Origin of the sequence: Streptomyces sp. NPDC002730 (assembly GCF_042888805.1) — a bacterium.
GTDB lineage: Bacteria > Actinomycetota > Actinomycetes > Streptomycetales > Streptomycetaceae > Streptomyces.
Genome location: NZ_JBIAQG010000001.1, coordinates 247,627 through 269,072, shown reverse-complemented (window position 1 = coordinate 269,072; position 21,446 = coordinate 247,627). Strand labels below are relative to the sequence as shown.

At 70.4% G+C, this 21,446-nt stretch carries 26 protein-coding genes; 8 read left to right on the top strand and 18 right to left on the bottom strand.

The window, feature by feature from the left end; all coding sequences use genetic code 11:
* Positions 1-31: 31 nt before the first annotated feature.
* From groL to ACFYXH_RS01415, 4 genes are all read right to left on the bottom strand, one after another.
* On the bottom strand, positions 32-1,654 hold the full coding sequence (gene groL / locus ACFYXH_RS01430) for a chaperonin GroEL (protein WP_389559607.1): 1,623 nt from the start codon (positions 1,652-1,654) through the stop codon (positions 32-34).
* A gap of 96 nt (positions 1,655-1,750) precedes the next feature.
* On the bottom strand, positions 1,751-2,059 hold the full coding sequence (gene groES / locus ACFYXH_RS01425) for a co-chaperone GroES (RefSeq protein ID WP_266486653.1): 309 nt from the start codon (positions 2,057-2,059) through the stop codon (positions 1,751-1,753).
* 326 nt (positions 2,060-2,385) lie between these two features.
* A complete protein-coding gene (locus ACFYXH_RS01420; RefSeq protein WP_389559605.1) occupies positions 2,386-3,024 on the bottom strand; it encodes a polysaccharide deacetylase family protein in 639 nt (212 codons plus the stop codon).
* A complete protein-coding gene (locus ACFYXH_RS01415; RefSeq protein WP_389559603.1) occupies positions 3,021-3,947 on the bottom strand; it encodes a polysaccharide deacetylase family protein in 927 nt (308 codons plus the stop codon). The genes ACFYXH_RS01420 and ACFYXH_RS01415 overlap by 4 nt, the downstream gene beginning before the upstream one ends.
* A gap of 110 nt (positions 3,948-4,057) precedes the next feature.
* Here ACFYXH_RS01415 and ACFYXH_RS01410 point away from each other — a divergent pair, with 110 nt between their 5' ends.
* The 7 genes from ACFYXH_RS01410 to ACFYXH_RS01380 all read left to right on the top strand — a co-directional run bounded on the left by ACFYXH_RS01410 (position 4,058) and on the right by ACFYXH_RS01380 (position 8,476).
* Complete coding sequence (locus ACFYXH_RS01410; RefSeq protein ID WP_389559601.1) at positions 4,058-5,236, top strand: SAM-dependent methyltransferase; 1,179 nt, start codon at positions 4,058-4,060, stop codon at positions 5,234-5,236.
* A 177-nt stretch (positions 5,237-5,413) separates the two neighbouring features.
* Positions 5,414-6,058 carry a hypothetical protein gene (locus ACFYXH_RS01405; RefSeq protein WP_389559600.1) on the top strand — a complete coding sequence of 215 codons (645 nt, stop codon included), beginning with the start codon at positions 5,414-5,416 and terminating at the stop codon, positions 6,056-6,058.
* Positions 6,059-6,095: 37 nt separating this feature from the next.
* Positions 6,096-6,425: an RNase A-like domain-containing protein gene (locus ACFYXH_RS01400; RefSeq protein ID WP_389559598.1), complete on the top strand. Its 330-nt coding sequence runs from the start codon at positions 6,096-6,098 to the stop codon at positions 6,423-6,425.
* Between the two features lie 95 nt (positions 6,426-6,520).
* The gene (locus tag ACFYXH_RS01395; RefSeq protein WP_389559596.1) at positions 6,521-6,976 is read left to right on the top strand and encodes a hypothetical protein; all 456 of its coding nucleotides are present in this window, start codon (positions 6,521-6,523) and stop codon (positions 6,974-6,976) included.
* Positions 6,977-6,996: 20 nt separating this feature from the next.
* Positions 6,997-7,146 (top strand): hypothetical protein, encoded by a 150-nt coding sequence (locus tag ACFYXH_RS01390; protein ID WP_389560674.1) that lies wholly within the window; start codon positions 6,997-6,999, stop codon positions 7,144-7,146.
* 17 nt (positions 7,147-7,163) lie between these two features.
* Positions 7,164-7,820, top strand: a complete 657-nt coding sequence (locus tag ACFYXH_RS01385) for a hypothetical protein (protein WP_389559594.1) — start codon at positions 7,164-7,166, stop codon at positions 7,818-7,820.
* Between the two features lie 2 nt (positions 7,821-7,822).
* Positions 7,823-8,476 (top strand): hypothetical protein, encoded by a 654-nt coding sequence (locus tag ACFYXH_RS01380; RefSeq protein ID WP_389559592.1) that lies wholly within the window; start codon positions 7,823-7,825, stop codon positions 8,474-8,476.
* Between the two features lie 33 nt (positions 8,477-8,509).
* Here ACFYXH_RS01380 and ACFYXH_RS01375 read toward each other — a convergent pair whose 3' ends face one another.
* From ACFYXH_RS01375 to tsaB, 7 genes are all read right to left on the bottom strand, one after another.
* Positions 8,510-9,157 carry a hypothetical protein gene (locus ACFYXH_RS01375; protein WP_389559591.1) on the bottom strand — a complete coding sequence of 216 codons (648 nt, stop codon included), beginning with the start codon at positions 9,155-9,157 and terminating at the stop codon, positions 8,510-8,512.
* Between the two features lie 62 nt (positions 9,158-9,219).
* The gene (locus tag ACFYXH_RS01370) at positions 9,220-10,464 is read right to left on the bottom strand and encodes an RNA polymerase sigma factor (RefSeq protein WP_389559590.1); all 1,245 of its coding nucleotides are present in this window, start codon (positions 10,462-10,464) and stop codon (positions 9,220-9,222) included.
* Between the two features lie 42 nt (positions 10,465-10,506).
* Positions 10,507-10,863: a YciI family protein gene (locus ACFYXH_RS01365; RefSeq protein WP_389559589.1), complete on the bottom strand. Its 357-nt coding sequence runs from the start codon at positions 10,861-10,863 to the stop codon at positions 10,507-10,509.
* A 107-nt stretch (positions 10,864-10,970) separates the two neighbouring features.
* Positions 10,971-11,225 carry a hypothetical protein gene (locus ACFYXH_RS01360; protein ID WP_385309844.1) on the bottom strand — a complete coding sequence of 85 codons (255 nt, stop codon included), beginning with the start codon at positions 11,223-11,225 and terminating at the stop codon, positions 10,971-10,973.
* A 13-nt stretch (positions 11,226-11,238) separates the two neighbouring features.
* Complete coding sequence (gene tsaD, locus ACFYXH_RS01355) at positions 11,239-12,348, bottom strand: tRNA (adenosine(37)-N6)-threonylcarbamoyltransferase complex transferase subunit TsaD (protein WP_389559587.1); 1,110 nt, start codon at positions 12,346-12,348, stop codon at positions 11,239-11,241.
* Between the two features lie 15 nt (positions 12,349-12,363).
* On the bottom strand, positions 12,364-12,819 hold the full coding sequence (rimI, locus tag ACFYXH_RS01350; protein WP_389560613.1) for a ribosomal protein S18-alanine N-acetyltransferase: 456 nt from the start codon (positions 12,817-12,819) through the stop codon (positions 12,364-12,366).
* Between the two features lie 29 nt (positions 12,820-12,848).
* Positions 12,849-13,523, bottom strand: a complete 675-nt coding sequence (tsaB, locus tag ACFYXH_RS01345) for a tRNA (adenosine(37)-N6)-threonylcarbamoyltransferase complex dimerization subunit type 1 TsaB (protein WP_389559585.1) — start codon at positions 13,521-13,523, stop codon at positions 12,849-12,851.
* A gap of 105 nt (positions 13,524-13,628) precedes the next feature.
* On the opposite strand from tsaB, the gene ACFYXH_RS01340 reads away from it, so the two are divergent.
* On the top strand, positions 13,629-14,189 hold the full coding sequence (locus ACFYXH_RS01340; RefSeq protein ID WP_389559583.1) for a L,D-transpeptidase: 561 nt from the start codon (positions 13,629-13,631) through the stop codon (positions 14,187-14,189).
* Positions 14,190-14,315: 126 nt separating this feature from the next.
* Here ACFYXH_RS01340 and ACFYXH_RS01335 read toward each other — a convergent pair whose 3' ends face one another.
* From ACFYXH_RS01335 to glmS, 7 genes are all read right to left on the bottom strand, one after another.
* The gene (locus ACFYXH_RS01335) at positions 14,316-14,498 is read right to left on the bottom strand and encodes a hypothetical protein (protein ID WP_389559582.1); all 183 of its coding nucleotides are present in this window, start codon (positions 14,496-14,498) and stop codon (positions 14,316-14,318) included.
* A gap of 149 nt (positions 14,499-14,647) precedes the next feature.
* Positions 14,648-15,190: a tRNA (adenosine(37)-N6)-threonylcarbamoyltransferase complex ATPase subunit type 1 TsaE gene (gene tsaE, locus ACFYXH_RS01330; protein ID WP_389559580.1), complete on the bottom strand. Its 543-nt coding sequence runs from the start codon at positions 15,188-15,190 to the stop codon at positions 14,648-14,650.
* Positions 15,162-16,388, bottom strand: a complete 1,227-nt coding sequence (locus ACFYXH_RS01325) for an alpha/beta fold hydrolase (protein WP_389559578.1) — start codon at positions 16,386-16,388, stop codon at positions 15,162-15,164. Before ACFYXH_RS01325 ends, tsaE begins: the two co-directional genes overlap by 29 nt.
* Before the next feature lie 10 nt (positions 16,389-16,398).
* Entirely contained in the window at positions 16,399-17,556 is a 1,158-nt protein-coding gene (gene alr / locus ACFYXH_RS01320; protein ID WP_389559577.1) for an alanine racemase, read from the bottom strand.
* A gap of 142 nt (positions 17,557-17,698) precedes the next feature.
* Positions 17,699-19,135: an NAD(P)H-hydrate dehydratase gene (locus ACFYXH_RS01315; protein ID WP_389559575.1), complete on the bottom strand. Its 1,437-nt coding sequence runs from the start codon at positions 19,133-19,135 to the stop codon at positions 17,699-17,701.
* Between the two features lie 4 nt (positions 19,136-19,139).
* Entirely contained in the window at positions 19,140-19,508 is a 369-nt protein-coding gene (locus tag ACFYXH_RS01310) for a holo-ACP synthase (protein ID WP_326651965.1), read from the bottom strand.
* A complete protein-coding gene (gene glmS / locus ACFYXH_RS01305; RefSeq protein ID WP_389559573.1) occupies positions 19,505-21,352 on the bottom strand; it encodes a glutamine--fructose-6-phosphate transaminase (isomerizing) in 1,848 nt (615 codons plus the stop codon). The genes ACFYXH_RS01310 and glmS overlap by 4 nt, the downstream gene beginning before the upstream one ends.
* Positions 21,353-21,446 lie beyond the last annotated feature (94 nt).

Here is a 21,446-nt window from a genome sequence, read left to right as displayed (position 1 = left end):
GAACGGGGGCCTTCACATGTGTCATACGGCGTCAGTGGCTGTGGCCGTGACCGTGGCCCGCCTCGGCCTCCTCCTCCGCCGGCTTCTCGACGACCAGGGTCTCGGTCGTGAGCAGCAGGGAGGCGATGGACGCGGCGTTCTCCAGCGCGGAGCGGGTGACCTTGACCGGGTCGATGACGCCGGCCTTCACCAGGTCGCCGTACTCGCCGGTCGCGGCGTTGAAGCCCTGGCCGGCCTCGAGCTCGGCGACCTTGGCGGTGATGACGTAGCCCTCAAGACCGGCGTTCTCGGCGATCCAGCGCAGCGGCTCGACGGCGGCGCGACGGACGACGGCGACACCGGTGGCCTCGTCGCCCTCCTTGCCGAGGTTGCCCTCGAGCACCTTCACGGCGTGGACGAGCGCGGAGCCACCACCGGAGACGATGCCCTCCTCGACCGCGGCGCGGGTCGCGGAGATGGCGTCCTCCAGACGGTGCTTCTTCTCCTTCAGCTCCACCTCGGTGGCGGCGCCGACCTTGATCACGCACACGCCGCCGGCCAGCTTCGCGAGGCGCTCCTGGAGCTTCTCGCGGTCCCAGTCGGAGTCCGTGGACTCGATCTCGGCCTTGATCTGGTTGATGCGGCCGACGACGTCCTCGTGCTTGCCGCCACCGTCGACGATGGTGGTGTCGTCCTTGGTCACGGTCACGCGGCGGGCGGTGCCCAGCACGTCCAGACCGGCCTGGTCGAGCTTGAGGCCGACCTCCTCGGCGATGACGGTGCCGCCGGTGAGGGCGGCCATGTCGCCGAGCATCGCCTTGCGGCGGTCGCCGAAGCCGGGGGCCTTGACGGCCACCGCGTTGAAGGTGCCGCGGATCTTGTTCACGACGAGGGTGGAGAGGGCCTCGCCCTCGACGTCCTCGGCGATGATCAGCAGCGGCTTGGAGCTACCCGCCTGGATGACCTTCTCGAGCAGGGGCAGCAGGTCCTGGATCGAGGAGATCTTGCCCTGGTGGATCAGGATGTACGGGTCGTCGAGGACGGCCTCCATACGCTCCTGGTCGGTCACCATGTACGGCGACAGGTAGCCCTTGTCGAAGGCCATGCCCTCGGTGAAGTCGAGCTCCAGGCCGAAGGCGTTGGACTCCTCGACGGTGATGACACCGTCCTTGCCGACCTTGTCCATCGCCTCGGCGATGAGCTCGCCGACCTGCTGGTCCTGCGCGGAGAGCGCGGCCACGGCGGCGATGTCGGTCTTGTCCTCGATCGGGCGGGCGGTCGCGAGGAGTTCCTCGGACACGGCCTTGACCGCGGCGTCGATGCCCTTCTTCAGGGCGGCCGGGGAAGCGCCCGCGGCGACGTTGCGCAGGCCCTCGCGGACCAGCGCCTGGGCCAGCACGGTGGCGGTGGTGGTGCCGTCACCCGCGATGTCGTTGGTCTTGGTCGCCACCTCCTTCACCAGCTGGGCACCGAGGTTCTCGTACGGGTCCTCGACCTCGACCTCACGGGCGATGGTGACACCGTCGTTGGTGATGGTGGGGGCGCCGAACTTCTTGTCGATGACGACGTTGCGGCCGCGGGGGCCGATCGTCACCTTCACCGTGTCGGCAAGCTTGTTGACGCCGCGCTCGAGGGCGCGACGGGCGTCCTCGTCGAACTTCAGGATCTTCGCCATGGGAGCTTCTCTGTCCTCTCGAACGAACTACGCCCCTGGGCACCCGGCTACATATGTCGCGGGGGCCAGGGGCGCAGATCTAAAACTTCGGGTGAATTACTTCTCGACGATCGCGAGCACGTCGCGAGCCGAGAGGACGAGGTACTCCTCGCCGTTGTACTTCACCTCGGTGCCGCCGTACTTGCTGTACAGCACGACGTCGCCGGTCTTGACGTCGAGCGGGAGCCGCTCGCCGTTCTCGAAGCGACCCGGGCCCACGGCGAGGACGACGCCCTCCTGGGGCTTCTCCTTCGCGGTGTCCGGGATGACCAGGCCAGAGGCCGTGGTCTGCTCGGCGTCGAGCGGCTGGACCACAATGCGGTCCTCGAGCGGCTTGATGGCAACCTTGGAGCTGGCGGTCGTCACGATCCGACCTCCCCCTTCGGAGATCTCACGGGGTTAACTGTCTGAGGTGGCGACCAGGTGGATCCGTCGTCGCGGGTGCCGGACCTGCCCGTCGCTGTGTTGGCACTCTCCAGTGGGGAGTGCCAGACCCGAGACTATGACTGCGATTAGCACTCGGTCAAGCGGAGTGCCAATCCGCCGGTGTGGCGTCGAGGTGTCACGGTCGGTCCGATACGGAGAACGTGGCGCGGGCGCCCTGGGTTCCGCGCGGCACAGCAGCAATTCCGCACGGCACGACAGCAATCACGGCACGGCAGCAATACGGCACCAGCAATGCGGCCTGCCCCTCAGACGTAGTCCTCCAGACGCGCCACCGCGAACCCCTGCGCCTGGATACGACGCAGCATCCGCCCCGTCGTCCTCGTATGCGCGAGCACGATGTCACCGGGCCGCAGCCGTTCACCCTCCGCATACGCCCGTCCCAGCACCACCGCACGGACCCCGCAGTCGGCCGCCGCCCGCAGTGTGTCGGCGTTGTACGCGCCGTGCGGTGGACGGAGCAGCCGCTCCCGCCGGCGGCAGATCTCGTCGTGCTGGTCCTCGTACGAGAGCGTGCGCAGATCGGTCCTGCCGCCCGTGCGGAACGTACTGATCGGCAGCTTCAGATCGCCGACCATCCGCAGGAACTCCGGATCGCGCTCCACGCCGTCGTCGAAGGTGAGGAAGACGACCTTCTCGCGGGTCGGCACCCGGTTCACCACGTACGGCACCTTGGGCCTGCGCGCAGGCGGCTTCGGCGCGGCCGCGAGCGGCGCGGGCAGCCCCCACCGCTTGTGCGCGGAGCCCAGTACGCCCGCGCCCGGGGAGACCTGCTGCGCGGCCTTGCGCCCGAGGCGCTCGATCGGGTCCACCGACTGCGCACACCCCGAGGCGAGAAGCGCACCGGCCGCCAGCACTCCGGCCAGCAGCCGGTGCGCGCGTCTCATACGTAGTCCTCCAGCTTCGCCACGGCGTAGCCCTTGTCGGTGATCGTCTTCATGACCCGCCGGATCAGGTCGGGCATGGTGCCCTTCCACTCCTCGGGGCCGCGGAAGTGCGTCAGGATGATGTCGCCGGGGTGCAGATCCTGGTCCCACTCGCGCCACTCCATGTGGTCCGGAAACGCCTCGGCGGCCCACAGCGGCACGGCCTTGACGCCGCACGATTTGGCCACGCGCAGCGTGTCCCGGTTGTAGTTGCCGAACGGCGGGCGGAAGAGCGGCGGCCGCTTCCCGTACCGCTCCTCGAGCTTGGTCTGCTGGTTGCAGATCTCCCGCTCCTGCTCGGCGTACGAAAGGCCGGGCAGATAGAGGTGGTTGAGGGTGTGGTTGTACAGCGAGACCCCGCGGTCCCGCATCTCCTTGAAGTAGTCGTAGTTGTTGCTGATCAAGTAGTCGCTGAGGAAGGCGCTGTACGGGATCTGGAGTTCGGACATCATCCGCAGCAGGGCGGGGTCCTTCTCCCAGCCGTCGTCGATCGTCAGAAAGACGACCTTGTCCTTGACGGGCACGGTGGTGAAGACGGGCGGCAGGGACTCGCCGTCCTCGACCTCGAAGCCCTCACGGGTGGTGATCTCCGGCTTGACGGCGGGCGGCCGGGGCGCGGCGAGCGGGGGCTTCTCCAGGCCCCACTTCTTGGCTGCGACGGCGCGGGCGGCCTGGGCGCGCTTCACCTTCTCCACGTACGCGGTGAGCGCGCCGGCCGGGCCGGACTGCGGCTTCGCCTGCCCGCCGGGGGCGGCTTTGACGCCGCCGGAGGCACCGGGGCCGCCGGAGCCGCGCGAACCACCCGAGGACTCGGCCGCACAGGCGGAGCCGAGGGCGGCGACCAGGAGCACAGCCAGGACCGTATGGCACCGATTGACTGTCATTTTTCCCTTTTGTCGTACTGTGTGCATGGCGCCGCATCCTGTCAGCGCGAAGCCCTGGCAAGGGGCCGACACCGCCCACCGCGGGCGCACCATCCCCCACCTGGCCCACAATGGGCCGGGTGACCGATCTCGTTCCCTTCTCGACCCTGCTGACCGACGAGGGCCAGGCACTGCTCGCCGCACTGCGGGACTACGACCCGGCCCAGGAACTGGCGGTCGCCTCCCGGCTGCGCCGCGAGCACTCGGTCGGGCTGGTCACGGCGGCGCTCACGCAGGCACGGCTGCGGCAGCGGGCGGTGGCCAAGTTCGGCGCGGCGGACGCACAGCGGATGTTCTTCACCCCGAACGGCGTCGAGCAGGCGACCCGCTCCTCGGTCGCGACGTACCGGGCCGGGCGCTTCGCGGCGCTGGGCGTACGGAGCGTGGCGGACCTGTGCAGCGGGATCGGCGGCGACGCGATCGCGCTGGCCCGGGCCGGCATCTCGGTCCTGGCGGTGGACCGCGACCCGCTGACGGCAGAGGTCGCGCGTGCGAACGCGGAGGCGTTGGACCTGGCCGAGCTGATCGAGGTCCGGTGCGCGGACGTCACGGAGATCGACACGGGTGCGTACGACGCGGTGTTCGTGGACCCGGCCCGGCGGGGCGGCCGGGGCAGGATCTTCGACCCGGAGGCGTACTCCCCGCCCCTCTCCTGGGCGATCGGCGCGGCCCGCACCCGCCCGCACGCTGCCCTCAAGATCGCCCCGGGCATCCCGCACGAGGCGGTCCCGGACGACGCCGAGGCGGAGTGGATCTCGGACGGCGGCGATGTGAAGGAGGCGGTGCTCTGGTTCGGCACCCGGCCCGGCACGGTCGGTGCGACGCTGCTGCCGGGCCCGCGCTCGCTGACCGGCCGCGGGCTGCCGGACCCCGAGGTCCGCAAGGTGGGCCGCTTCCTGTACGAGCCGGACGGCGCGGTCATCCGCGCGCACCTGGTGGCCGAGGTCGCGGAGGAACTGGACGGCGGGCTGATCGACGAGACGATCGCGTACATCACGGCGGACGGGCTGCGGCCGACCCCGTACGCCACCGCCTACGAGATCACCGATGAACTCCCCTTCGGCCTGAAGAAGTTGAAGGCGCTGCTGCGGGAACGCGAAGTCGGCAATCTGACGGTGAAAAAACGCGGGTCGGCGATCGAGCCGGAGGAACTGCGCCGCAAGGTGAAGCCCAAGGGGCCGAATGCGGCGACGGTGTTTCTGACGAGGGTGGCGGGGGCGCCGACGATGCTGATCGGACGACCCGCGTAATTCAGGTCACAGGCGCCCCGGAATATACAACCTCTCTGCTGTCAGCCCGAGTTGTTAGGGTTTCGGGTTGGGCGCCACGCAGGGGGAACCAAGGGGGAAGCGCCGGGCGGGCATCCCCCGTACGTCGTGCTGACATCCATGCCGACCGACCAGGCGCCTCCCCAGTAAGGACACGGAATGGCATTCGACTTCGGCGATCTCTTCGAAGATGGCCCCATTCTGCGGCTTCTCGATTTCACCGACGGGTCTACGCTGGAGGACGACCTCGTACGGTTCTGCCGTACGGTACGGAGCTGCGCCCAGGCCGACTGGGTCATGCCGCTCAACGCGGTGGCTGCGCTGCTTGAGCTCACTGCTGAAAAGGTGAGCACCGCCGCCCCGGGGACAATCCCGGAGCGTTTCGGCCAGAAGCTGCACCGAGCCGCTGGAGACATGGCAGGCCCTGAGTATCTGCGCATGCTGGCCGAGCTGATCCGGCCATTCGACCGGCAGGCCATCCCGTCGGTCCGCGAACTCCCGCTGGGGTCCCTGGAAATTCGGGTCAGGTTTCCCAGAACCATTGACTTTGGACTGAGTTGGATCGCGCCGGGAGAGCATACGACCGACGAAGAGGCGATCACTGCGGGCGTGGAGAGCGAACACCCTTCCCGCTGCATCGACGTAATCCCCTTGCTGGCAGCAGAAGTTCAAGAGCTCCTGATGCTCTTCCCGAGCGACGAAGAACTCACCCACGCGGTACGCGGCGAGATCTCCTGGGTCTCTCGTCCAGTCCTGGACGACATCATCCGGCTAGCTGCGGCACATATGGCCCAGCCGCACTGACGATTGACGCATCGTCCCTCTCGATAGGCAGTTGACCATGCGAACCCGCAGCTCCTCCTACCCCGACCGGGAGTCCGCCCAGTGGGCGACCCAGCAGGTCGTGACCGCCAATGAGCAGGTCATCCACCGCTGGCTCGCCCAGTCGACCCGGCAGCGTCTGACCATCGAGGCCGCCTGGCCGTCCCGGTCCGAGCCGGCCGGGCGCGTCCTGCTGCAGGCGATGATGCTCGCCGGACGCGACGCCATCGACGTAGGTGCCGCACGAGTGATCCTCAAGATGGAGGTCGATCCCCCTACGCCCCCGGCGACTGGCTCACGATGCTGGCCAACCAACTTCGCCTTCGATGACGGTGAACGGGGGACGTGACGCGTGGGAGGCCGCGGCCTCTCGCCTGTTCGAGGTACAAGTACTCCCTGGTGGCCACGGGCCCGCGGGTGAGCCCGGATTGGCGACTCGATGCAGTGGCCGTGCTGAACCGGGACTTCGCCGATCCTCGTGGCTGGTCGGTGCTCGACTGGGACAGAGAGAGCGCGGACGAGATGGCGGAGCACGGTCCGGCCTTCCCCTTCATCCACCCCACCACAGAGCTGCTGGCCGAGCACCTTTACGAGATCAGCGCCGATACGGCTCTCCTGCTGTTGGTGGCGTTGACGGACGACTGGTGCAATGTGCGCAACGCGCCGGGTTACCCCGAGAAGAGCGAGTGTCTGCTCGCCGATGCACGCAGTCTGCTGGCCCGGTACGGAGCGCAATTCGCCTGCTATACGAATGTGACTGACGCACGCACCACGAAGAGCCCGGACCTTTCCCACAAGGCACCGGGCTGGATTTCCCTCACGCAGTACACCGCCGACTACAGTCTCGTCGTCGTCTCCGAATCGGAGATCGGCGTCTTCTGGTCGTTCAATCCCATCTGAGATCCGAGAGGGACCGCACCATGCGAACACGCAGCGCCACCTACCCCGATCGGAGGACTGCCCAGTGGGCGACCCAGCAGGTCGTGACCGTGCCGGACGAGTTCGAGAACCACGACGACGCACTCCAGGACTGGCTCACCGAACTGGCCATACGACTCCGTCGGCAGTGACGTTGAGAGGACCCGCGGTGTCCGACTGGTACCCGGACTTGGCCTGGGCCGACGTCGACCCGGCCCGGCATCCCTTCGACCGGGCGAGTGTCCCCGGAGTCGTGCGCGCCGCCGTGCTCGAATACGACCTGACACTGGACGAACCGCCCTGGCACTGCTGCCACACACGTGGGGTCGCCTACGGACTCGCTGAGCGATACGGAGGCTGGGCCGGTGGCTGGGCCTGGGCCACGGATCCGGAGCCACACTCAGGTGCGACGATCCACAGCATGTCCCTTCCCGTGCCCGAAGTAAGGGGCCCGGAGAAGAAGACGGAGTGGTTCAGCGACATCCTGCTGCAGTGGCGAGTCTGGCTCGAGCAAGTCGCCGAAATGTTCAAGGAACTGTCCGACGCACCACGAGAGCACGGTGTGGCCCCGGTGGTCGCCCTGGTCGAGAAGCAGACCGGCGGCGGTGAACGGTGGCTGGCCGAATGCTCCCAGGTCCTCACTTGGTACCTGGAGTCCACCGGGGTACCGACCCGACAGGCGGAGGACATTGCCGACGATCTCGCCTACCAGCACCTGCGGGAGTGGGGGGCGGTGCGTGAGCATGAGGTCGTCAGCCTCGCACGGGCTGTCGGGCAGCAGACGGCCGAGTTCTCCCTCGCCTCGCTCCCGACCCGGGACGGATGAGCATGGCGTTGTACCCCGAAGGCATCTTCACCAGCGGCCCGCTGTTCCAGCTCGTGAGCCTGGCAGCACGCGAGAGCGATCCGCTGGAGTGGCAGGTCCTGCGGCTCAATCGCGCCGTGCGGACCGAGCACTGGGACGCGCCATGGCGTCGGTGGATGCAGCCGCTCGCTTCCCAACTCGACTACATGGCAGCGACTTTCACTGACGCCTTCTTCGCCGGCTGCCCGCAGCACGCCCGTGAGGCATGGGCCACCGCCGCTGCCCCCAAGACGGTTCCCGAGTTCATGACCGAGCTGGCCATGCTGCTGCGCGTCGCCGACCGCGAATGGCCTCCGGATTACCAGGAGGTGCCATTGGCCAGGTGGGAGGCGGAGGCGCGGTTTCCGATGCTCAGAAGCCTCGACACCTGGGCCTACGACGACGAGTTCGACTCGTTCGAGGAAGCCTTCCAGGACCGCATCGACCACGAGCACCCGTACTGCGACACAGACCTTGTCCCCATCGTCGCCCAGGCCATGGAGGCGCTCGCCCTCTGCGCCGCGTCCGAGCACTTCAGCAAGGCCCTACAGGCGCACGATGCGACCGCGACGCCTGCCGCCTTGAAAGTGATCGTGGAGTTGGGGCACGCCCATATGAGGAGCCACCACCGTGCCTGAACCCGGCTAGGTGTTCCAGCACACGGTTCCGCCTCAGCGGTGCGCGCCGCCGCCCACCCGTGCCGGGACGACCGCCGCCAGCCGCACCGCCCACCGGTAGTGGCTCACCGCCTTCGCGATGCCGAGCAGACCCGTCAGCCAGAGGATGAAGCCCATCCCCATCAGCAGGATGACCTCCCCGTACGTCTCCTGCCCCTGCTTCGCGCCGGCCGGGACCGCGAAGCACAGCCACAGGCCCACCGCGCACAGCAGGAACGACGGCACGAACCAGCACAGGCTCTCGCCGGGCGACCGGTAGCGGGCGTCGCGCACCGGGTCGCGGTCCAGCGACGACCACTGGCGCAGGCGTGCACGCACCTGGCCGTCGTGGCGGATGCCGAACCCGATCACGATTCCGGTCGGCACCATGAACGCGAGTCCGACGCCCAGGAAGATCGCGCCGAACAGGACGTCGAACGGGTCCAAGGGCTCAGTGAAGGTCTGGAGCGCCGCGCCGACCAGGCCCCAGCCCGCCGCGAAACCGGCCACCGTCAGCCACAGCAGCAGCAGTCGCGACACCCGGATGCTGCGCCTGCTCAACTCGCCCATCGCGCCGGCCCGGTCCGTGAGCAGCGCCTCGCGGTCGGGCCAGGCCCGTATCTCCTCGGGCGGCGGAGGCGGTGGCAACGTACGGCTGGGCATGCGGTTCCTTCTCGGGTGTGGTCGGCCGGTGGACGCCCCGACCGTATCGGAGGATTAGTCGCCTACGGTCGGCCGCACTCCTCCGCCCGCGCCCGCAGCAGCTCACGTTCGCGCTCGTTGCGCGTCAGTGAAGCCGCCCGCTCGAACTCCGCCCGGGCCTCAGCCGGTCGGCCGAGGCGCGCCAGGAGATCGCCGCGCACGCTCGGCAGCAGGTGGTACTCCTTCAGCGCCGGTTCCGCCGCCAGTTCGTCCACCATCGCGAGCCCCGCCTCCGGTCCTTCCGCCATCGAGACCGCGACCGCACGGTTCAGCTCCACCACGGGGGACGGGGCGAGCGCCGCGAGTTGGCCGTACAGGACGGCGATCGTGGACCAGTCCGTCTCCTCGTAGCGCACCGCCTGTGCGTGGCAGGCGGCGATCGCGGCCTGCAGCGCGTACGGGCCCGGGGCCCCGCCCGACACCGCGTTCGCGCGGCCGAGCGCCGCGAAGCCGCGCCGGATCAGCAGCTGGTTCCAGCGGGAGCGGTTCTGGTCGGCGAGCAGCACCGGTTCGCCGTCCGGGCCGGTACGCGCCGCCGTGCGTGAGGCCTGGATCTCCAACAGCGATACCAGGCCGTGGACTTCGGGCTCCCGGGGCATGAGGCCGGCCAGCACACGGCCCAGCCGCAACGCGTCCTCGCAGAGCGCCGGGCGCTGCCAGTCGTCGCCCGTGGTCGCCGAGTAGCCCTCGTTGAAGACGAGGTAGATGACTTCCAGGACGGACGAAAGGCGCTCGGCACGCTCGGGGCCGTACGGGACCTCGAAGGGGACGCCCGCCTTGGCGAGGGCGCGTTTCGCCCGGACGATGCGCTGCGCGACCGTCGGCTCCGTGGCCAGGAAGGCGCGCGCGATCTCCTCGGTGGTCAGGCCGCCGAGGAGTTTCAGCGTGAGGGCGATCCGTGCGTCCGTCGACAGCACGGGATGACAGGCGGTGAAGATCAGCCGCAGCAGGTCGTCGTCGATGTCGTCGGGAACCGATGGCTCAGGCGGCGGCACGTCCTCCAGGTCGCGCCCGACCTCCGCCAGCTTGCGGGCGTACGTCTCCTTACGGCGTACGAGATCGATCGCCCGGTGCTTGGCGGTGGCCATGAGCCAGGCGCCCGGCTTGTCCGGCACACCTGACTCCGGCCACTGCTCCAGCGCGGCGACCAGAGCGTCCTGCGCGATCTCCTCGGCGATGCCCACGTCGCGCACGATGCGGGTGACACCGGCGATGATCCGCGCCGACTCGATCCGGAATACCGCTTCCACCGCGCTTGCTGCCGTCACGGACAACCATCAGAGCAGCCCCGAAGCGCAGCGGCAAACAGCTCAGCCCTCGGCGAGCTCGCGGACCTCGCAGGTGATGTTCCAGTTCTCCGGGTGGATCTCCAGGAAGCGCTTGGTCCATTCAAGGGCCTCGGCCTTGTCCTTGCACTGCATGAGGGCGTAGCCGCCGACGACTTCCTTGCTCTCGGTGAAGGGCCCGTCGGTGTACGACACCTTGCCGCCCGACCAGGAGACCCGGGTGCCCTCGGCGGTCGGGGTGAGACCGGCCGTATCCAGCATGACGCCGGCCTTGGTGATCTCCTCGAGCAGCTTGCCCATGCGCTCGTTGAAGTCCTCGGGGAAGTCCTCCCCGGACATCTCGTTCTCGTTGATACGGACCATCGACAGGTAGCGCGGCATTGCGACTCCTCGGGTCGGGAGGGCGGGGCCGTTCCCCGCCTCTCACCCATGCGTCGAACGGGAGACGGCCGGATCGACATCGTCGCCGGAATTCTTCCGAGGATTTCTCAGCCGAGCGACTCGAAGCGCCAGCGGTGCACCGGCCGTGTGATCAAGTCAGCCGTCGGCTCCGGCAGTTCCGGCAGCTCGGCGCCCACGTCGGACCCCTCCCACCAGGTGATCACCAGCACCCGGTCCTGCGGGGCGCGGAAGGTCTCACGGCGCAGCGGCTCGTGCGCCAGCTCCTGGGCCCGCGCCCATTCGAGCAGCTCCGCGCCCCGGCCCTGAACCGCCCGGGCCTCCCACATCAGCGCGACCGTCATCAGTACCCGACCGTCATGAGTAGAGGTTGTCCTTGCTGATCTCGTGCACATGGTCATGCGTATGCGTATGCGTAGGCGTCTGGCCCGGCACATGCGGATCCGTCACCGGCAGTGAAGAGTCCGCCGACAGCTCCCAGTCCGAGGCCGGCCTGCCCCGCGCCACCATCTCCGCGCCCAGCGCCGCCACCATCGCGCCGTTGTCCGTGCACAGCCCCGGCCGCGGCACCCGCAGCCGGATGCCCACCCGCTCGCACCGCTCCTGCGCCAGCGCCCGCAGCCGCGAGTTGGCGGCCACACCTCCGCCGATCATCAGGTGGTCCACACCCTGGTCCTTGCAGGCGCGCACCGCCTTGCGGGTCAGCACATCCACGACCGCCTCCTGGAAGGATGCCGCCACATCCCGTACCGGCACCTCCTCGCCGGCCGCCCGCTTGGCCTCGACCCAGCGGGCCACCGAGGTCTTGAGTCCCGAGAAGGAGAAGTCGTACGCCGGGTCGCGCGAGCCGGACAGCCCGCGCGGGAACGCGATCGCGGCCGGGTCGCCCTCCTTCGCCAGCCGGTCGATCACCGGACCGCCGGGGAAGCCGAGGTTCAGCACCCGAGCGATCTTGTCGAAGGCCTCGCCGGCCGCGTCGTCGATCGTCGCGCCCATCGGCCGTACATCGCTGGTGATGTCCGGCGCGAGCAGCAGCGAGGAGTGGCCGCCGGAGACCAGCAGCGCCATCGTCGGCTCGGGCAGCGGGCCGTGCTCCAGCTGGTCGACACAGATGTGCGAGGCCAGGTGGTTCACCCCGTACAGCGGCTTGTTCAGCGCATACGCGTACGCCTTCGCCGCCGAGACTCCGACCAGCAGCGCGCCCGCCAGGCCAGGACCGGCCGTCACCGCGATGCCGTCGAGGTCGCGCGCCGAGACGCCCGCCTCCTTCAGCGCGCGCTCCACGGTCGGCACCATCGCCTCGAGGTGCGCGCGCGAGGCGATCTCCGGGACAACACCGCCGAAGCGGGCATGCGTGTCCACGCTCGATGCGACGGCGTCCGCGAGCAGGGTCGTACCGCGGACGATGCCGACGCCGGTCTCGTCGCAGGAGGTCTCGATGCCGAGTACGAGCGGTTCGTCAGCCATCAGTCAGTCCAGCCATCAGTGAGTCTCTGTTCCTTGTACGTGGAGCCGCATGACGAGGGCGTCGATATTGCCGGGCTGGTAGTAGCCGCGGCGGAATCCGATGGGCTCGAAGCCGAAGCGCTCGTACAGCTTCTGGGCCCTGGTGTTGTCCACGCGCACTTCGAGGAGCACCTCGTCGCACTCGAAGGCGGTGGCGTGCTGCAGCAGGTCGGTGAGGAGCCGGGAGCCGAGGCCCGTACCCCACTGGCCGCTGGCGACGGCGATGGTCTGTACGTCTCCGAGCCCGCCGGCCGCAGCCAGCCCGGCGTACCCGACGATCTCCCCGTCCTCCTCGGCGACCACATAGCGGCGGGTGGCCTGCGGGCCGCGCGCATGCGCGAGCTCGGACCAGAACATCCCCGGCGACCAGGCGTCCTCGGGAAAGAGCGCATGCTCGAGCGCGAGCACCGGCTCCAGGTCCCACCAGCGCATCTCACGCAGCAGAGCGGTCGCTTGGGCGGTCACTTCGGCGTGACCACCTTGTAGTTCTTGGGCACCTGTGCGTCGGGCCGGCGCAGATAGAGCGGCTTCGGCGGCAGGCCCCCCTGGTTCTGGAAGAAGTCGGTCTCACCGGCGGCCAGCTTCTCGGCGGCCAGCGCGGCGAGCGCTCCGGCAGAGACATGCTCGGGCCCGCGGGCGTCCGGGAAGGTGTCGGGGTAGAGCAGCGCACCGGCGCCGACGGTGGGCAGCCCCGCGACCTGCTCCGCGATATCGGCGGGGCGGTCGACGGCGGGTTCGCCCACTCGCCTGCGGGAGGAGTCGTACCGGGCCCAGTAGACCTCCTTGCGGCGCGCGTCCGTTGCGACCACAAAGGGCTCGTCGAGGCCCGCCGCGTACGCCAGCCCGTCCAGCGTGCACAACCCGTACACCGGCACCCCGAGCGCCGAGCCGAAGGTCGTGGCGGTGACCAGGCCGACGCGCAGTCCGGTGTACGGGCCGGGCCCGACCCCGACCACCAGACCGGTGACGGCGTCGAGTTTCACCCCGGCCTCGGCGAGGACGCGGTCTACGGCGGGCAGCAGCAGCTCCCCGTGCCGGCGCGCGTCGACGCGACTGGACTCGGCGACGACGGAGCTGCCGTCGTGGAGGGCGGCGGTGACGGCGGGCGTGGCGGTATCAACGGCGAGCAGGAGCACGCAAACAGCCTACGGCTCCGGAGACCGGGGCACGGTGCCCCGTCGGACAGGGTGCCTGCTGCTAACGTCACCACGGATACGTACGTACGAAAGGTGGGCGGCACGGTGGCACGGAGCAGCTCGGGACTGGTGGCCGGGCTCACAGCGGCCGCTCTGGCCGTCGTCGGCTTCCTCGCCTACCAGGCGTCGGCGACCGCTCCCGACCATCTGGGCAAGCCGAGCAACCCGAGTGCGGTCCCGTCCGCGCAGGCCTCCGGCGGCCCCAAGCAGAAGCCCAGGAACCCGCTGACGGTGCCCGCGAAGTCGGGCGCGGGCGTGCGCGTCGTGTACTCGCTGGGCGACCGGCGGGTGTGGCTGGTAGGTGAGAAGGGGCAGCTGAGGCGGACCTTCCAGGTCATGCCGTCGACGGTGAGCCCGCAGCCCGGTGTGTACCCGGTGACCTCGCGGTCGGGGACGGTGCCCGGCTCGGACGGGGTGCCGATCGAGCATGTGGTGCGGTTCGCGAGCGTCGGCGGTGTGCCGATCGGCTTCAGCGCGGCGCGGGACGGGTCGATGGCGAGCCCGGACCCGGAGAAGAGGACCGGCGGTGTACGGATGAAGCGGGCGGACGGCGATGCGCTGTGGGGGTTCGCGGCGATCGGCACGAGGGTCGTCGTCGTTCCCTAGCCGTCGTTCCCCAGCCGTCGTTCCCCAGCTCCCGCGGCTCCCCCGGGCTCCTGTAGCTCCCCGAAGTTGCACGGCCCGACGGCTCGTCCCGAAGCTCTCGCAGCCCTGGAATATCGCCCGTACGAATTACGCCGCGTCGCGGCGCGGTGCACGCTCCTCGACGAGGCATTCCTCACGGGGCGGTGTGGAGACCGCGCTGGCCGCCGCGCACGACGCCAGCAGATCACTCATCGACAGGGCCGACGGCTTCAGCGTCGCCGGCTGTGCCGACTGCTGCCGTGGCAGCGATTCGCGCTCGGATGCCGACATGGACGCCTCCTGGGTCTCCGGGGGCAGGCGTGGTTAGGTAGACCTAACCAGGTCTCCATACCATGTGACCACGCGCGGCAGGGCCCGCGCAACACTTTGCCGACGACTTGTCGGAACGACCAACCTTTCGGGCTCAGCCCGGCGGCGCGTCAGCCGGCCAGGAGAGCCGGATCCACCTGGGCCCAGCGCGCGCCGAACCCGGTCAGGGTGACCTCGCGACGGTCGTCGTCCGTGTCGCCCACGACCCGGTGGATCAGCACATGCAGCCGGTCCTCCGTGAGGTCCTCGACCTTGCCGTCACCCCACTCCACGACCACCACCGACTCCGGCAGCGAGACATCGAGATCGAGGTCCTCCATCTCGTCGAGGCCGCCGCCCAGCCGGTACGCGTCCACATGGACCAGGGCCGGGCCGCCGGTCAGCGAGGGGTGGACGCGCGAGATGACGAAGGTCGGGGACGTGACGGCGCCACGGACCCCGAGGCCCTCCCCCAGGCCGCGGGTCAGCGTCGTCTTGCCCGCGCCGAGCTCACCGGTGAGCATCACCAGATCGCCGGGGCGCAGCAGTTTCGCGAGCCTGCGCCCCAGCTCCTGCATCTGCTCGGGCGATTCAACGGCAAGGCGGGCGGTGACGGTGACGTTGGCGGTGGTGGCCGCGGTGGTCTCAGCCGCCGGGCTGTGCGGTGCTTCCATACGGGCCAACGTTAGCCGCTGCCGGAACCGCCCCGACCCGGGCCAGCAGGTCCGCAAGCCGGTCCGTGACGACCTCCGGGTGCTCCAGCATCACCAGATGCCCGCCGTCCGGCACGATCACCAGCTCCGAGTCCGGCAGCAGGTCCGCGATCGCCTCGCTGTGCGAGCTCGGTGTCACCAGGTCCTTGTCACCGGCCAGGACCAGCACCGGCACCTCGAGGAAGACGGCGAGCGCCTCGGCCTTGTCGTGCTCCACGAACGCCGGATAGAACTCCGCGACCACATCGATCGGGGTCGACTCGATGAGCCGCTCCGCGAATCGCGCCACCGCCGGGTCCACGTCCTTGGACGAGAAGGAGTACCGCTTGATGAGGCCGGCGAAGAGATCGGCGGTGGCCCGGCGGCCCCGCTCGACCAGTTCGGCCTGCGAGCCGAGGGCCTTGAGCACACCGGGCAGCACCCGCCGCACCACGTTCACGCCCGCGACCGGCAGCCCGTAGTTGACCTCGCCGAGCTTTCCGCACGAGGTGCCGACGAAGGCGACGCCGACGACCCGCTCCCGTACCAGCTCAGGGAAGTGGTCGGCGAGCGCCATGATCGTCATGCCGCCCATGGAGTGGCCGACCAGTACCAGCGGGCCCTCGGGCGCGGCCGCGTCGATGACCGCCTTGAGGTCGCGGCCCAGCTGGTCGATGGAGACCGGCACGCCGTCCGGGCCGGCCTGCGCCGCGCCGCGGGCCGAACGGCCGTGGCTGCGCTGGTCCCAGTACACCGTACGCACCAGACCGCGCAGCGCGGCCCGCTGGAAGTGCCAGGAGTCCTGGCTCAGACAGTAGCCATGGCTGAAGATCACAGTGACCGGCGCCGGCGCCTTGCGGCCGAAGAGCCGGCGCCGACGCGGGCCGCCCGCCTCCGGGTCCACCTCGTCGGCCTCGTAGTAGAGCTCCGTGCCGTCGTCGGCGAGCGCCTTGCCCGGCAGGCCGCGCAGTGAGCCGTACGGCCCGGACGCGTCCAGCGCCAGCCGCGCCTTCTGGCGCATACCGCGGCCGACCGTCATCCGCTCGATCGCCACGCCCGCCGCCGCACCGGCCGCGATCACACCTATCGCGGCGCCGGCGATGCCCGCCCGGCGCCAGTTGCCCGTCGTGGCAGCCGTCGCCGCGGCCGCCACGGCGTCCCCCGTGCTGGTCTCGCTCACCGTGCCGCTCCTACTCGTCGGAGTCCTCGTTCAGATAGACGCGCGGAACCCTCGTTCCGATGCGGGTGACAATCTCGTATGCGATGGTGTCCGCCGCCTCGGCCCAGTCCTCGGCGGTCGGCTCGCCCCGGTCGCCCGGTCCGAACAGCAGCGCTTGTGCCCCTTCCGCGACCGAGCCGCCGTCCGGGCCGAGATCGACCACGAACTGGTCCATCGCCACCCGGCCCGCGACCCGGTGCCACTCGCCGCCGACCAGCACCGGGCCACGGCCCGAGGCATGGCGCGGAATGCCGTCCGCGTAACCGAGGGGAATCAGGCCGAGCGTCGTCTCGCACGTCGTGACGTAGTGATGCCCGTAGCTGACGCCGTGCCCCGCCGGGACCTGCTTGACCAGCGCCACGGACGCGGCGAGCGTCATCACGGGCCGCAGCCCCAAGTCCGCGGGCGTGCCCAGCTCGGGGCTGGGCGAGACGCCGTACATCGCGATGCCGGTCCGAACGAGATCGAAGTGCGCTTCCGGGACGGTCAGCGTCGCCGGGGAGTTGGCCATGTGCCGGACCTCGGGCTCGATGCCCGCCTTCTCGGCGTACGCCACCACCTCGCGGAACACGTCCAGTTGCGCGGCGATCGACGGGTGTCCCGGCTCGTCGGCGCAGGCGAAGTGCGACCACAGGCCGGTGACCTTGACGGTGCCCTCGGCCTCGGCGGCGAGCGCGGCCGCGACCAGCTCGGGCCAGTCGGCGGGCTGACAGCCGTTGCGCCCCAGGCCGGTGTCGGCCTTGAGCTGGATACGGGCCGTACGCCCGGCCTCCCGAGCCGCGGCGGTGACTTCGCGCAGCGCCCACAGGCCGCTCACCGACATGTCGAGATCGGCCTCGACGCCTTCGCGCCAGGGGTCGCCCGGCGTCCACAGCCAGCACATCACCCGCCCTTGGATGCCGGCGGCGCGCAGCGCGAGGGCCTCGTGGGGCGTGGCGGTGCCGAGCCAGGTGGCGCCGGCCTCCAGCGCCGCCCTGGCGCAGGGCACCATGCCGTGTCCGTACGCGTCCGACTTCACCACGGCCATCAGGGCAGCGCGGGGCGCGCGGGCGCGCAGCGCGCGCACATTGGCGCGCAGGGCCGCGAGGTCGATCTCGGCGCGGGCTCGGAGGGGCAGTGTCGTGCTCATCGCGCCCAGTGTCTCAGAGGCGTACGACAACACTCGTACCACCAGGGGCGGAACCAGCGGCGGCTGCGTCACACAGGCGCGTCAGGCAGGCGCGTCACACCGGCGCGCCACGCCCGCATCCCGCCCACATCACGCCCGCCCGTCAGTCGTGCACATCGCGCCAGGCGGCCGGGAGTGCCGCCGCAACCTCGTACGCCGTGATCGGCGTGCCCTGGGACGCCGCATGGCGGGCAGCAAGCCCGTGCAGATACGCGGCGGCCGACCCCGCGTCCCGCGCGTCGAGCCCCGCGGCCATCAGCGAGCCGGCGAGGCCGGAGAGCACATCGCCGCTGCCCGCCGTGGCCAGCCATGGCGTGCCCATCGGATTGACCCGGACCGGGGACCGGCCGTTGTCCGGCGCGGCAACCAGTGTCGTCGAGCCCTTGAGCAGCACCGTCGCTCCATAGCGCGAGGCCAGCTCCCGTACGGAGGCCAGTCGCGCCGACTCCACCTCCTCGCGCGCCACGCCGAGCAGCGCGGCCGCCTCTCCGGCGTGCGGGGTCAGCAGCGTGGGCGCGCCGCGGTCCCGTACCGCCGCCGCGTCCAGCAGCCGCAGCCCGTCCGCGTCGACCAGCACGGGGACGTCGGAGTCCAGGACTTCGCCCACCACTTCGGCGTCGTCACCGATCCCCGGCCCGACGACCCACGCCTGGACCCGTCCCGCCTTCGCGGGCGGCCCCCTGTGCACCAGGCTCTCGGGGAAGCGGGCGATCACCGCGTCGGCCGCGGGCCCGACATACCGCACGGCCCCGGAGCCGCCGCGCAGCGCACCCGCCACCGAAAGCACCGCCGCGCCCGGATAGCGCGCGGACCCGGCGGCGACGCCGACGACACCCCGCCGGTACTTGTCGCTCTCCGCGGCCGGCGCCGGCAACAGCCATGCCACATCCTCGTGTTGGAGCGCCTCGAGATCGGGCACGGACGGCAGATGGTCCTCGAGCCCGATGCCGACGAGCCGTACCGTCCCTGCGTACTCCCGCGCCGGGTCGATGAGCAGCCCCGGTTTGTACGTACCGAAGGTCACCGTCGCATCCGCGTGCAGGGCCTCGCCCCGCACCTCACCGGTGTCCGCCTCGACGCCGCTCGGCAGGTCGACGGCGACCACGACGGCGTTGGACCCGCGCGCCGCCCGCACCACCGGCACCGTGTCGGGACGCAGCCCGCCGCGCCCACCGATCCCGGTGACGCCGTCCATGACCAGGTCCGCGACGGCCAGTACCTCGAAGGGGTCGTCCGCGACCCGTCCGCCGGCACCGAGGAGGGCCGCGAGGCCGCCCTCGTGTGCGCGCGCCCCCATCAGCACCGCCGCGACCCCGGCCCCGCGGCGGGCCAGCCGGGCCCCCGCGTACAGCGCGTCGCCGCCGTTGTCCCCGCTCCCGACGAGCAGGACGACCCGCGCCCCGTACACCCGGCCCAGCAGAGCGGCGCAGGCGGCGGCCAGTCCGGCGGCCGCGCGCTGCATGAGCGCGCCTTCGGGCAGCCGCGCCATCAGCTCGGCCTCGGCGGCCCGTACGGTCTCCACGCTGTAAGCGGTACGCATACGGTCAACCCTCCGCGATCACCACGGCCGACGCCACTCCCGCGTCATGGCTCAGCGAGACATGCCACGACCGCACACCGAGTTCCGCCGCCCGTGCCGCGACCGTCCCGCGCACCCGCAGCCGCGGCTGCCCGCTGTCCTCGACGTACACCTCGGCGTCCGTCCAGTGCAGCCCGCCGGGCGCGCCGAGCGCCTTGGCGACCGCCTCCTTGGCGGCGAACCGTGCCGCCAAAGAGGCGTAGCCGCGCTGCTCACCGCTCGGCAGCAACAACTCCCGGTCCAGGAACACTCGTCCGGCCATCCCCGGTGTACGCCGCATCGACGCGGCGAAGCGGTCGATCTCGGCAACGTCGATCCCCACCCCGATGATCACTCCACTGTCACCGACTTCGCGAGATTCCTCGGCTGGTCGACCTCGTTGCCGCGCGCCGTCGCCAGTTCGCACGCGAAGACCTGCAGCGGCACGGTCGCGACCAGCGGCTGCAGCAGCGTCGGTGTCGCCGGGATCCGGATGAGATGGTCCGCGTACGGCACGACTGTCTCGTCCCCCTCCTCCGCGATCACGATCGTCCGCGCTCCGCGCGCCCGGATCTCCTGGATATTCGAGACGATCTTGTCGTGCAGTACGGAGCGCCCGCGCGGCGACGGCACGACGACCACCACCGGCAGATCCTCCTCGATCAGCGCGATCGGCCCGTGCTTGAGCTCACCCGCCGCGAACCCCTCCGCGTGCATGTACGCCAGCTCCTTGAGCTTCAGCGCGCCCTCCAGCGCCACCGGATAGCCCACATGACGGCCCAGGAACAGCACGGTGTTCTTGTCCGCGAGCGAGCGCGCCAGCGCCCGCACCGGCTCCATGGTCTCCAGGACCCGCTCGACCTCGCCGGAGATCTGGGCCAAGTCCCGGACGACGGCCCGGATTTCGTCACCCCACTTGGTGCCGCGCACCTGCCCCAGATACAGCGCCACCAGATAACAGGCCACCAGCTGCGTCAGAAACGCCTTGGTCGACGCGACGGCGACCTCGGGCCCCGCGTGCGTGTACAGCACGGCGTCCGACTCCCGCGGGATCGTCGAGCCGTTCGTATTGCAGATGGCCAGCACCTTCGCGCCCTGCTCGCGCGCGTGCCGCAGCGCCATCAGGGTGTCCATGGTCTCGCCGGACTGCGAGATCGCGATCACCAGCGTCCGCTGGTCCAAAATCGGGTCCCGGTAGCGGAACTCGCTCGCCAGCTCGACCTCGCACGGGATGCGCGTCCAGTGCTCGATGGCGTACTTGGCGATCATCCCGGCGTGGAAGGCGGTGCCGCAGGCGACGATGACGACCTTGTCGGCCTCCCGCAGCACGGACACCGGAATCCGCACCTCGTCGAGGCTGAGCGAGCCCTCCGCGTCGATCCGGCCGAGCAGGGTGTCGGCGACCGCCTTCGGCTGCTCGGCGATCTCCTTGAGCATGAAGTAGTCGTATCCCCCCTTCTCCGCTGCCGAGACATCCCAGTCCACGTGGTACGACCGCACCTGAGCGGGCGCCCCGTCGAAGTCCGTCACCGTCACGCCGTCCCGGCGCAGTTCCACCACCTGGTCCTGGCCCAGCTCGATGGCGGACCGCGTATGCGCAATGAAGGCGGCCACATCGGAGGCGAGGAAGGACTCGCCCTCGCCGACGCCCACCACCAGCGGGGAGTTGCGCCGGGCGCCCACCACCACGTCCGGCTCGTCCGCGTGCACCGCGACCAGCGTGAAGGCGCCCTCCAGCTGTCGGCACACCTGGCGCATGGACTCCGCCAGGTCCCCGCACGACGAGAACGACTCGGCGAGCAGATGCGCCACGACTTCGGTGTCGGTCTCCGACTTCAGCTCGTGGCCGCGCGTCTCCAACTCGGCCCGCAGAGCGGCGAAGTTCTCGATGATGCCGTTGTGCACAACGGCGACGCGCCCCGCATTGTCCAGATGGGGATGGGCATTGGTGTCGGTCGGGCCGCCGTGCGTGGCCCACCGGGTGTGCCCGATGCCGGTGAACCCGCTCGGAAGCGGCCGGTCCACCAGCTCCTTCTCCAGATTGACCAGCTTGCCCGCCTTCTTCGCCGCGGCGAGACCGCCGTCGGCGAGTACCGCCACACCGGCCGAGTCGTAGCCCCGGTACTCGAGCCGCTTGAGGCCCGCGATGACCACATCAAGCGCCGACTGTCCGCCGACGTACCCCACGATTCCGCACATGTCGGCAGCCTACGGCGGCACACCCGGATTCCGGGACATGGCGTCAGCCGGAACGGCCCCCCGCGTTACGCACGGGGGGCCGCTTTCCTGCCGA

Excerpts from the sequence above, each read along its gene's own strand:
- tsaD (WP_389559587.1), bottom strand. The coding sequence starts at position 12,348 with ATGGCTGACGAACCGCTCGTACTCGGCATCGAGACCTCCTGCGACGAG.
- ACFYXH_RS01335 (WP_389559582.1), bottom strand. The coding sequence starts at position 14,498 with ATGTCGGCATCCGAGCGCGAATCGCTGCCACGGCAGCAGTCGGCACAG.
- ACFYXH_RS01365 (WP_389559589.1), bottom strand. The coding sequence starts at position 10,863 with ATGCCGCGCTACCTGTCGATGGTCCGTATCAACGAGAACGAGATGTCC.
- ACFYXH_RS01410 (WP_389559601.1), top strand. The coding sequence starts at position 4,058 with ATGGGCCGGGTGACCGATCTCGTTCCCTTCTCGACCCTGCTGACCGAC.
- glmS (WP_389559573.1), bottom strand. The coding sequence starts at position 21,352 with ATGTGCGGAATCGTGGGGTACGTCGGCGGACAGTCGGCGCTTGATGTG.
- ACFYXH_RS01315 (WP_389559575.1), bottom strand. The coding sequence starts at position 19,135 with ATGCGTACCGCTTACAGCGTGGAGACCGTACGGGCCGCCGAGGCCGAG.
- ACFYXH_RS01380 (WP_389559592.1), top strand. The coding sequence starts at position 7,823 with ATGGCGTTGTACCCCGAAGGCATCTTCACCAGCGGCCCGCTGTTCCAG.
- ACFYXH_RS01375 (WP_389559591.1), bottom strand. The coding sequence starts at position 9,157 with ATGCCCAGCCGTACGTTGCCACCGCCTCCGCCGCCCGAGGAGATACGG.
- groL (WP_389559607.1), bottom strand. The coding sequence starts at position 1,654 with ATGGCGAAGATCCTGAAGTTCGACGAGGACGCCCGTCGCGCCCTCGAG.
- ACFYXH_RS01420 (WP_389559605.1), bottom strand. The coding sequence starts at position 3,024 with ATGAGACGCGCGCACCGGCTGCTGGCCGGAGTGCTGGCGGCCGGTGCG.
- ACFYXH_RS01360 (WP_385309844.1), bottom strand. The coding sequence starts at position 11,225 with ATGACGGTCGCGCTGATGTGGGAGGCCCGGGCGGTTCAGGGCCGGGGC.
- ACFYXH_RS01415 (WP_389559603.1), bottom strand. The coding sequence starts at position 3,947 with ATGACAGTCAATCGGTGCCATACGGTCCTGGCTGTGCTCCTGGTCGCC.
- ACFYXH_RS01390 (WP_389560674.1), top strand. The coding sequence starts at position 6,997 with ATGCGAACACGCAGCGCCACCTACCCCGATCGGAGGACTGCCCAGTGG.
- ACFYXH_RS01405 (WP_389559600.1), top strand. The coding sequence starts at position 5,414 with ATGGCATTCGACTTCGGCGATCTCTTCGAAGATGGCCCCATTCTGCGG.
- tsaE (WP_389559580.1), bottom strand. The coding sequence starts at position 15,190 with ATGGAAGCACCGCACAGCCCGGCGGCTGAGACCACCGCGGCCACCACC.
- ACFYXH_RS01400 (WP_389559598.1), top strand. The coding sequence starts at position 6,096 with ATGCGAACCCGCAGCTCCTCCTACCCCGACCGGGAGTCCGCCCAGTGG.
- rimI (WP_389560613.1), bottom strand. The coding sequence starts at position 12,819 with ATGCGCTGGTGGGACCTGGAGCCGGTGCTCGCGCTCGAGCATGCGCTC.
- alr (WP_389559577.1), bottom strand. The coding sequence starts at position 17,556 with ATGAGCACGACACTGCCCCTCCGAGCCCGCGCCGAGATCGACCTCGCG.